This is a genomic window from Acinetobacter sp. UBA6526 (genome assembly GCF_002434875.1).
Taxonomy (GTDB): domain Bacteria; phylum Pseudomonadota; class Gammaproteobacteria; order Pseudomonadales; family Moraxellaceae; genus Acinetobacter; species Acinetobacter venetianus.
In genome coordinates, this window is sequence record NZ_DJLC01000175.1 from 1 (window position 1) to 9,528 (window position 9,528).

At 38.5% G+C, this 9,528-nt stretch carries 8 protein-coding genes; 3 read left to right on the top strand and 5 right to left on the bottom strand.

Translation table 11 applies throughout. The features are described from left to right. The coding region (locus B4237_RS12170) for a Rieske (2Fe-2S) protein (RefSeq protein WP_286943314.1) at window positions 1-190 on the bottom strand (190 nt) is incomplete at its 3' end. Window positions 191-206: 16 nt separating this feature from the next. Continuing rightward, on the bottom strand, window positions 207-1,220 hold the full coding sequence (locus B4237_RS12175) for an adenosine kinase (protein WP_286943316.1): 1,014 nt from the start codon (window positions 1,218-1,220) through the stop codon (window positions 207-209). 487 nt (window positions 1,221-1,707) lie between these two features. On the opposite strand from B4237_RS12175, the gene B4237_RS12180 reads away from it, so the two are divergent. The 3 genes from B4237_RS12180 to B4237_RS12190 are packed head-to-tail and all read left to right on the top strand — an operon-like array spanning window position 1,708 to window position 6,366. Then, window positions 1,708-4,647, top strand: coding sequence for an insulinase family protein (locus tag B4237_RS12180; protein ID WP_278595174.1), 2,940 nt, complete (start codon window positions 1,708-1,710; stop codon window positions 4,645-4,647). A 21-nt stretch (window positions 4,648-4,668) separates the two neighbouring features. Next, complete coding sequence (locus B4237_RS12185) at window positions 4,669-5,838, top strand: phospholipase A (protein ID WP_023012842.1); 1,170 nt, start codon at window positions 4,669-4,671, stop codon at window positions 5,836-5,838. Continuing rightward, entirely contained in the window at window positions 5,839-6,366 is a 528-nt protein-coding gene (locus B4237_RS12190; RefSeq protein ID WP_136457857.1) for a cysteine peptidase family C39 domain-containing protein, read from the top strand. Here the strand turns inward: B4237_RS12190 and B4237_RS12195 are convergent. The 3 genes from B4237_RS12195 to ilvA form a co-directional block, all read right to left on the bottom strand. Beyond that, entirely contained in the window at window positions 6,354-7,691 is a 1,338-nt protein-coding gene (locus tag B4237_RS12195; RefSeq protein WP_278595175.1) for a TrkH family potassium uptake protein, read from the bottom strand. The genes B4237_RS12190 and B4237_RS12195 overlap by 13 nt on opposite strands. A 1-nt stretch (window position 7,692) precedes the next feature. Beyond that, window positions 7,693-8,343, bottom strand: a complete 651-nt coding sequence (locus B4237_RS12200) for a potassium channel family protein (protein WP_004879776.1) — start codon at window positions 8,341-8,343, stop codon at window positions 7,693-7,695. A 162-nt stretch (window positions 8,344-8,505) separates the two neighbouring features. Then, on the bottom strand, window positions 8,506-9,528 hold a 1,023-nt coding region (gene ilvA, locus B4237_RS12205; RefSeq protein WP_286943321.1), incomplete at its 5' end, for a threonine ammonia-lyase, biosynthetic.

Genomic DNA, 9,528 nt, shown 5'->3' on the forward strand with positions numbered 1-9,528 from the left:
GAGTAGAACATTTAATATACTCACGATCTTGATCTTGAAACTGCTTTTCTAAGTATTCAAGTTCCGTTTGTAAGTGCGGACAAACATTTTGGTAAGCATAAAAGCTACCATCTTTTTGGGTAATAAAGATTGTTGTGCCTTTCATCGTGTCGAATGCGCGTGATTCACGTTCAGGCACTTCCTCAGTCATGCAAATCTTTTCCATGTTATGCACATTCCGTCTGAGTCGCTTTAAATTGTTCAAAGAGTTTAGCGTAGTTTTCAACGCTTAAACGAGGGCCGAATTGTGCTACGACTTCACTTGAGATAAGGATAGCAAGTTGCGCAGCAGCCTCCAAGCTGAGACCTGCATTGATCGCATAAAGGAAAGCACCTGCAAAGGCATCACCAGCACCATTAGTATCAACAGCTTCTACTTGACGACCAGCTACATGGAATTGTTTTGATGGATCGATAATCATCGCACCATTTGCACCTTGCGTAATCACAATGTGTTGGTTATTCACTTTTAATGCTTCGATAGCCGCATCAAGATTATCTGTATTGGTGAACATCAATGCTTCTTGTTCATTACAGAAAAGTAGATCAACGCCGTCATCTAATAATTCTTCTAAGCCTGAGCGAGCGTATTGAACCATTGCTGGATCTGAAAGTGAGAGTGCAATTTTCACTCGGTGTTGCTTTGCCAGTTCACGTGCTTGTTTAACTGCAACTCGCGCAGTATCACTTGTAGACAGGTAGCCTTCGATATAAATCCATTTCGCAGTTTTTAGTGGTTCGAAATCAATTTGTTCAGCAGATAACTCAGCTGTAATTCCAAGAAAGGTATGCATGGTACGTTCAGAGTCAGGACTGATTAGAACCATGCAGGTGCCAGTAACACCTTTACTGATCGATTGTTTCGCTGTCTTGATACCTGCATCATTAAGACCGTTCAGGTAAATTGAACCTAGTTCATCATTACCGACACGGCAACCATAAAAAGCAGTACCACCTAGAGCACTAAACGCAACCGTTGTATTTGCTGCTGAACCACCGCTTGCTTGACCTTTATAGCTTTGGCTATCTTGAAGCTGTTGATATAACGCAGCTTGAGTTTCGCCATCAGTCAACCGCATTGTGCCTTTTTGCAAAGCTTGCTGTGTTAAAAACTCATTTGAGACTTTAAATTCTTGGTCAATGAGTGCATTCCCAATTGCAAAAAGATCAACAGTTGCCATGTTTGTCATCACATTAAAATTCAAAATGCAAAGTTTACACTAATGCTCTGGATTACAGTAGTTTGTTGAAAAGAATACAGCTAATAAGTGCGTAATTTAGGATGAAAATCCAAATGAAATTGCATAAAAAATTACAAATTGTTGATTTGCTGATTCATTTAGATTCGCTATCCATCTATTGCAAAATGAAGGTTTGGGTTCTATTGATAGATTTAAACAAAACTGTTTAAAGTCAAAAAATCGCTTTAAGCAAGTAGGCGGAAAGGCTATCGAGATTAAGTTGAGTGGACAATTTTATTTAAAATTAATTATTAGACCTTGAATTTCAGTTATATAAATTTTAAGAAGTTGATCTGCATTGGCATATTGCTTAGTCGATGAATTTTTCTACAAAAACATAGTAATTTACATGGATATCTCTATCTATTCTTCGGTAGACTCTCTAAAGTAAATTGTAATCATTTAATGTAGATAAATTGGAGATAACATGACTGTAGATGTTACTGAAAGCATTACTCAAACTATTCATCCTGCGTTTCAGCTATTACGTCAACATCATGTAGAAGCACTTGATATCCAAGTTTCAGAATATAAGCACAAAGTTACTGGTGCAGTTCACTATCATTTAGCTACTAGTCATGATGAAAATGTATTTTTAGTAGCATTCAGAACACAACCTATGGACTCTAAAGGCACAGCACATATTTTAGAGCATACTGCACTCTGTGGTTCTGAAAAATTTCCTGTACGTGATCCATTCTTTTTGATGATTCGCCGTTCTTTGAATACATTTATGAATGCATTTACAGCGGCGGACTGGACAGCATATCCATTTGCTACACAAAACAAAAAAGATTTTCAAAACTTACTTTCTGTGTATTTAGATGCAGCATTTGCAGCTAATTTAAATCCGCTGGATTTTGCACAAGAGGGTATTCGTATTGAGTTGGAAAATGATCAAGCGGTTTATAAAGGTGTGGTCTTTAATGAAATGAAAGGAGCAATGAGTTCTCCTACAGATCAACTTTACCATCAGCTAGCACATCATTTATTCCCAGAGACAACTTATCATTACAACTCTGGTGGTGATCCAAAGGATATTCCAGACTTGAGCTATGAGCAGCTTGTTGAGTTCTATAAGACACATTACCACCCGAGTAATGCAGTTTTCATGACCTTTGGTAATGAAAGTGCATATGACCTTCAAGAGCAATTTGAAAAATTAGCTTTACATAAATTCTCAAAAGGGACGACTTTATATTCAACGCCTGAAAAACGTTTAACTGCACCAGTTGAAGTGACTGAAAGCTATGCGGTTGATAGCGAAGATTTAACAGACAAGACTTATCATGTAATGTCTTGGTTGTTACCTGAAACTAGCGATATTAAGCTGCGTTTAGGAATGCGTTTAGTTGAGGGGATTCTGTTAGAAAACTCGGCTTCTCCATTACGTCATTATTTAGAAACCTGTGGTTATGCTCAATCAACGGGCCCACTCATGGGTGTTGATGACAGTAACTTTGAAATGACTTTCTATTGTGGTGTTCAAGGTTCAAATGCTGAACACGCTGAAAGTTTCAAAAATGGTGTATTACAAGTTTTAAATGATGTTGCTTCTGCACCTGTGGATACAGATCTTGTCGATGCAATTCTTCACCAAATTGAGTTGCACCAACGTGAAATCAATGGTGATGGTACGCCTTATGGTCTAAGCCTAATTCTAAACGGCTTGGGCAGTGCAATTCACCATAATGACCCGATTCACGTATGGGATGTTGATTCTGCGATTGAACAAGTCAAAGAAGAACTCAAAGACCCAATGTGGTTGTCTAATTTGATTCAAACGCATTTGTTAGATAATCCACATCGTGTACAAATGACACTTGTTCCAGATGCAAGCAAGTCTGTGAAAGAACAGCAAGAGGAACAAGCACGTTTGGCTGAAATTACGGCTCATTTGGCTGATGCACAAAAAGTTGAAATCCAAGAAAAAACTGAAGCGCTTAAAAAGCGTCAAGATACGCCAGATAACTTGGAACTGTTGCCAAAAGTTGGACTTGAGGACGTGCCTGCTGATCTACAGATTGTACAGGGGCAATTACGAGAAATCATTTGTAACGGTTTGGATACACCGCTCAATCTTTATCATGCAGGTACTAATGGGATTTATTACCAACAGGTCTTGATTCAGATTCCTGATGAAATTGTTCAATCACCATATTTCAATTTGCTCTCAATCCTCATGGGTGAAGTGGGTGCTGGTGAATATGATTATCTTGAATTCCAACAAATCCAAACTGCGGTCAGTGGTGGTCTCGGTATGGGCGCATCTTTGCGTAGTAAAGTTGATGACAAAGAGCGCATCAGTGCTTGGTTAACTTTAACTACGAAATCGCTTACTCAAAAATTTGATGCGATTCAACTGTTGAAACTGGCATTTGAAAAACTGCGTTTCGATGAGAAAGACCGTATTATTGAATTATTACAACAACGTAAAACTCGTTGGCAGTCTCGATTGTCTGGTTCTGGGCATAGCTATGCAATGCAAGCCGCTTCTCGTCAAATGAGTGCTTTAGCTCGTCGTGATTATCACAACACAGGACTTGGCGCATTAAACTGGTTGAGCAATTTAGTTAATAAAATTGATCAAGATGAAACTGCATATCAATCCTTGATTAACGAATTACAAGCCATTCATCGAAAGCTTTTACAAGCGCCTAAACAGTTCTTGCTGGTGTGTGAAGAGCATCAATCTGATCGTCTGGTTGAAGAAATTCAAAATGTTTGGGATAAATTAGAAGTTAACAAAGAACCTGTAAGCTTAACCCAAGTTGAACGTGTAGAAAGTTCAGAGGATGAAGCTTGGTTGATTCAAGCCAATGTTCAATTCTGCTCGTCAGCATATCAAGCAGTTGATGTGGCGCATGCAGATGCCGCACCTTTAATGGTACTTGCAGCATATTTACGTAATGGCTTCTTACATAGTGCAATTCGTGAAAAAGGTGGAGCATATGGCGGCGGTGCAAGCTATGATGGAAATGCATGTTCATTCCGTTTCTATAGTTACCGCGACCCACGTTTAGTCGAAACATTTAATGATTTTGAAGCAAGTATTCAATGGTTGTTAAAAACTGAGCAGCAACCTCATCAACTAGAAGAAGCAATTCTTGGTTTAGTTGCAAGTATGGACAAACCAGGTTCACCAGCAGGTGAGGCAATTACAGCTTGCTATGCCTTGCTTCATGCACGTACACCTAAATTCCGTAGATTGTTACGTGAACGTTTGTTAAACGTTAACCTAGATGATGTAAAACGTGTCGCAACACAATATTTGTTAGAGCAGACACCTGTGAAGGCAGTAGTTGCACCATTTGCGAAGCGTGAAGAGTTACAGAAACTTGGCTTTAATATTCAACAAGTAAATTAAAAGAAAAAATTGGAGAAATATATGGCGTTCAAATCATTTGAACGTAGTCATTTAGAACTAAGTATAGTCACTATACTTAGTTCTTTTGCTACGGCTGGTGCAAATGCTCAGGCAACCACGCCTGCTAGTCCAGCAACTGTTGATGCCTGTGTTGCTTTAGCTTCTAATGCAGAGCGTTTAGCATGTTATGACAGTCTTTTTAAAGCACCAACCATTATTCCAACACAAGCGCAAACAGATGCCGCACCAGAGGTTGCTGCAGCTGTACCTGTAGTTGAGCCGAATGAGACAAATAAGCCTGTGTCTTTGAAAGATAAGGTGGTTCAAAAGGTTAGCGACTTACATGTATTAGGCGCAGCGCCTAAATTTGATCCTAATGTTTCTCTGCTTGATCGCCGTTGGGAATTATCCGAAGAAAGTAAACTTGGTGTATGGAATATTCGTGCTTATCAGCCTGTTTATTTGCTTCCTGCGTTTTGGACAAGTGATAAAAATGAATTTCCTAGCAGTCCAAATCCCAATAATACAGTTACTGACAAACAGAATTTAACGTCAACAGAAGCAAAGTTCCAAATTTCCTTGAAGACAAAAGCATGGGAAAATATTTTTGGAAACAATGGTGACTTATGGTTAGGTTATACTCAGTCATCTCGATGGCAGGTCTTTAACTCGGAAGAATCACGCCCATTTCGTGAGACAAATTACGAGCCTGAAGCAAGCTTGATGTTTAGAACAAATTACGAAATTTTGGGTCTAAATGCTCGTTTGCTTGGTGTGACACTCAATCATCAATCAAATGGCCGTTCTGACCCATTATCTCGTAGTTGGAATCGTGTGATTTTCAATTTAGGTTTTGAAAAAGACAATTTTGCTTTGATGTTACGTCCATGGTATCGCGTTGAAGAAAATGCGAAAGATGATAATAATCCAGATATCAAAGACTATATTGGTCGTGGTGATTTAACCGCTTTTTATCGCAAAGGTGATAATGATTTTTCTTTGATGTTACGTCACTCTCTTAAAGGCGGTGATCGTTCTCATGGTGCTGTACAGTTTGATTGGGCATTTCCAATCAAAGGTAAATTACGTGGACATCTGCAATTATTTGATGGATATGGTGAGAGCCTAATTGATTATAACCACCGAGCAACATATGTTGGCTTGGGTGTATCGTTAATGAATTGGTACTAAATGAGCTTAAATATTCCAGAGCCATTATTGCAGCTTGAAGCAAATTGTGGTGTGTTCGCAATTTGGTTGATTTTAAAGCAATATCAAACGCATATTGATATTGCTGACCTGATTAAATTATCTGGTCATGATCAAATTGATGGAACATTTACGATTGCTTTGGCTGTTGCATTGAAAAAACTAGGGTTTGAGGTCTCTTTTTATACTGCACCAGACCCTAATGTTGATGAAAAAGAAAAGCAAATTTTTGTTGAAGCGAAACGACTTCAGATTCCAATTGGAGCTGCCTTAACTTATGCTGAAATTCAACAAGCATTTGAAGAGGGTAAGTTTATTATTGTGTTTTATGACACATTGGAAGGTACAGGAAATCAATCTTTAATCTACTCAATAGATGAGCATGAAATTAGCTTCTGTGATCATTTTGATGTGATGACTAAAGCAGTATTTGAAAGGCAACGACAAGCTGACGGTATATGTCAGCAGGTCATTGTCATTGAGCAGCCTGTAGAGCATTATCCAATCTGAATATTGGCATTTGCATGTTTTAAACGGCTCTTCTTCGGTGTTGCAATTAAGTAGGCCAGCGTAAGAGGGCCTAATCTTCCAGTAAACATTAATATGCTGAGCACGAATAAACTGCCATCATGTAGCTCACCTGTAAGGCCACGTGAAAGACCAACGGTACATGCCGCTGATACGACCTCAAACATCAGATCAAAAACATCAAGCTCTGGTTCTAAGACTAATAAAATAAAATAACCGAAGAACACCAACATTCCTGTTATCGCCGTGACTGCAAGCGCTTTATATGTTGTTTCATGTGAAATTGAATGATTGAAAATGCGTATTTCTTCATTGCGTCTCAAGAAAGAAATTACGCATAAAAATAAAACAACGAATGTGCCGACCTTAATACCGCCAGCTGTACTGAGTGATCCACCGCCAATAAACATTAATAACATGGTGAGAAGCCCAGTGCTGTGATTCATCGCTCCAGTATCAATTGTGTTAAACCCTGAGGAGCGTGGGACTGTTGCTTGAAACCAAGCATTTGCAGCTTGCTCACTAAAGCTCATAGGGCCGAGCGTTAAAGGATTATTTGACTCTAAAATCCAAACCAATATAAAAGCAACCAAATTTAAAATTGCAATCGCACTTAAAATTAACTTGCTGTTCGGGCTTAATTTGCTCCAGCGTTTATGCTGTTTTATATCCATTAACACAAGGAAGCCAATACCTCCTAATATATAGAGTGAGCTAATGGTAATACTGATTAAATAGTTGTGTTGAAAATTCATTAAGCTATTATCAAATAATGAAAATCCAGCATTATTAAAAGCTGAAACACTATAAAACACAGCATAGTATAGACCGCGTGCAAAGCCATAGATAGGCGTAAAAGTGGTCGTTAAAATGATGACCCCAATTAACTCAAAAAGCAGTGTATACGCCACGACGCCTTTTGCAACAAATGTAACTTTCGATAAGCTGGTTTGTCCTAAACTATCTTGAGCCATCATTTGTTGCTTTAAGCCGACCTTGGGGGAAAGGCTAAGTGCAGCTAGAATTGCAAACGTCATGAACCCCAAACCACCAGATTGAATCAACAGCAAAATCACAAATTGGCCAAGGTGGTTAAACGTATCATTAATATTTACGACAGAAAGTCCAGTAATTGTTACCGCTGACGTAGCGGTAAACAGCGCATCCATCCAGCTCAATTCTTCTTTTTGCATAAATGGGAGTTTAAGCAATATTGTTCCAATAACAATAAAGCTTAAAAAACCAATCGCAAGTAAGGATGGGGGGCTTAGGTTAAAAATTTTCTGGGAATTCATTTGCATTGACATTCTAGCTGAAACATCCTGAAAGTTTTTTAAGATGGTTGAGCAAGCCTTCTAAGATCAGGACATCACCTGTTTTTAAGGTAAAGTTGGTATCTGTTTCATAAAGAATCTGTTGATCCCGTTTCAATAGGAGTAATTTAATATTGGGTTCTTGAGCAAGGATGCCTGAGAGATTTACATTATTGAGTTTTTCATTCACAGGGACTTTAATAATATAGTGATCATGATCAAGTGACATATAGCGACTGACCATTGGGTAATTTAAAGCTTGGGCAACACGTACCCCCATATCTTCTTCTGGATGAATAATCTTAGTGATATCTAAGTGAGACAAAATTGTATGATGTGCTTTGGTTTTTGCTTTTACTAATATCTTTTCTACACCTAAACTTTTTAGGTTCAATACACATAAAATACTCGCTTCAATATCCTCACCAATTGCAACAATGACCGCATCACAATTTTGAATATTTAGTTCTTCCAAAACATGTTCGTCAGTCGCATCTGCAATAACTGCGTGTGTAATTTGATCTGCCAGATTCTCAACATTTCTTTTTAGTGTATCAATACCAATAACATCATGATGAAGTTTGGTGAGTTCTAATGCGACAGTTGCTCCAAAACTACCTAAACCAATGACTGCGAACTGTGCCATATCTATCCTTAACTAAATGATAAAAATATACTTTTATCTATTTTAAATGGAATAACTCGTCGATTTGTAATGATTTTGTTTGTCAAATCTTCAAGAAATTCTACACTCATTTAATATAAATAAAGCCGACATAAAGTCGGCTTTATCACTATCTTTATACGCTTATTTAAGGAAGCGCTTATAGCCAATATTATCGCTAATCTCAGCATAAGGATATGTGATTTGCTCTAAAGTCTCTACAAGACCATCTGGATTCTGTTTTGCATCAGTTGCTTGTAATCCCACAAGAACACGACCTTCAGCAGCACCGTGATTGCGATAGTGGAATAATGTGATGTTATGTGTCGGGCCTAAACGCTCAAGGAAAGTTAAGAGTGCGCCAGGTCGCTCAGGAAATTCCACACGGAACAAACGTTCATTTTCAATATTTGCATGTCCGCCAATTAAGTAGCGGATGTGAAGTTTAGCAACTTCATCATCAGATAAATCATCCACTTCATACTGCTGTTTGAGCATTTCATGAATTTCATGGCGTTCAGTTTCGCCACCTTTTAAGCTAATGCCAACAAATACTTGTGCTTGATTACTATCGCTTGCACGGTAGTTAAACTCAGTAATGTTTCGACCTTGTAAGGCGCGACAAAAATGAAGGAATGCTCCTTTTTGCTCTGGGATAGTGACGGCATAGATCGCTTCTTTGCGTTCTCCTAACTCTGTACGTTCAGCAATATAACGTAGACGATCAAAATTCATGTTGGCACCACAAACAATTGACACCATGTTTTTGCCAGTCAATTGATGTTCAGCAACATATTTTTTAATACCAGCTAAAGCCATTGCACCAGACGGTTCAACAATACTGCGGTTTTCATCAAATGTATCTTTGATCGCAGCACAGATTTCATCTGTATTTACGGTGATGATATCAGGTTCAACGATAGGTCCAGAATTATCAGATTTGCGCAAGCGAACCATTTCAAAAGGTAATTCACCGATTTGAGCAACAGCAGTGCCATCAGCAAATAAACCAACATGAGGTAAAATCACACGTTCATTTGTTTCCAGAGCAGCTTTAAGACATGCTGACTCTTCATATTCAACACCAATGACTTTTACATGCGGTGCAACTTCACCTAAGTAAGCAGCGACACCAGCAATCAATCCACCGCCACCAACAGCAATATA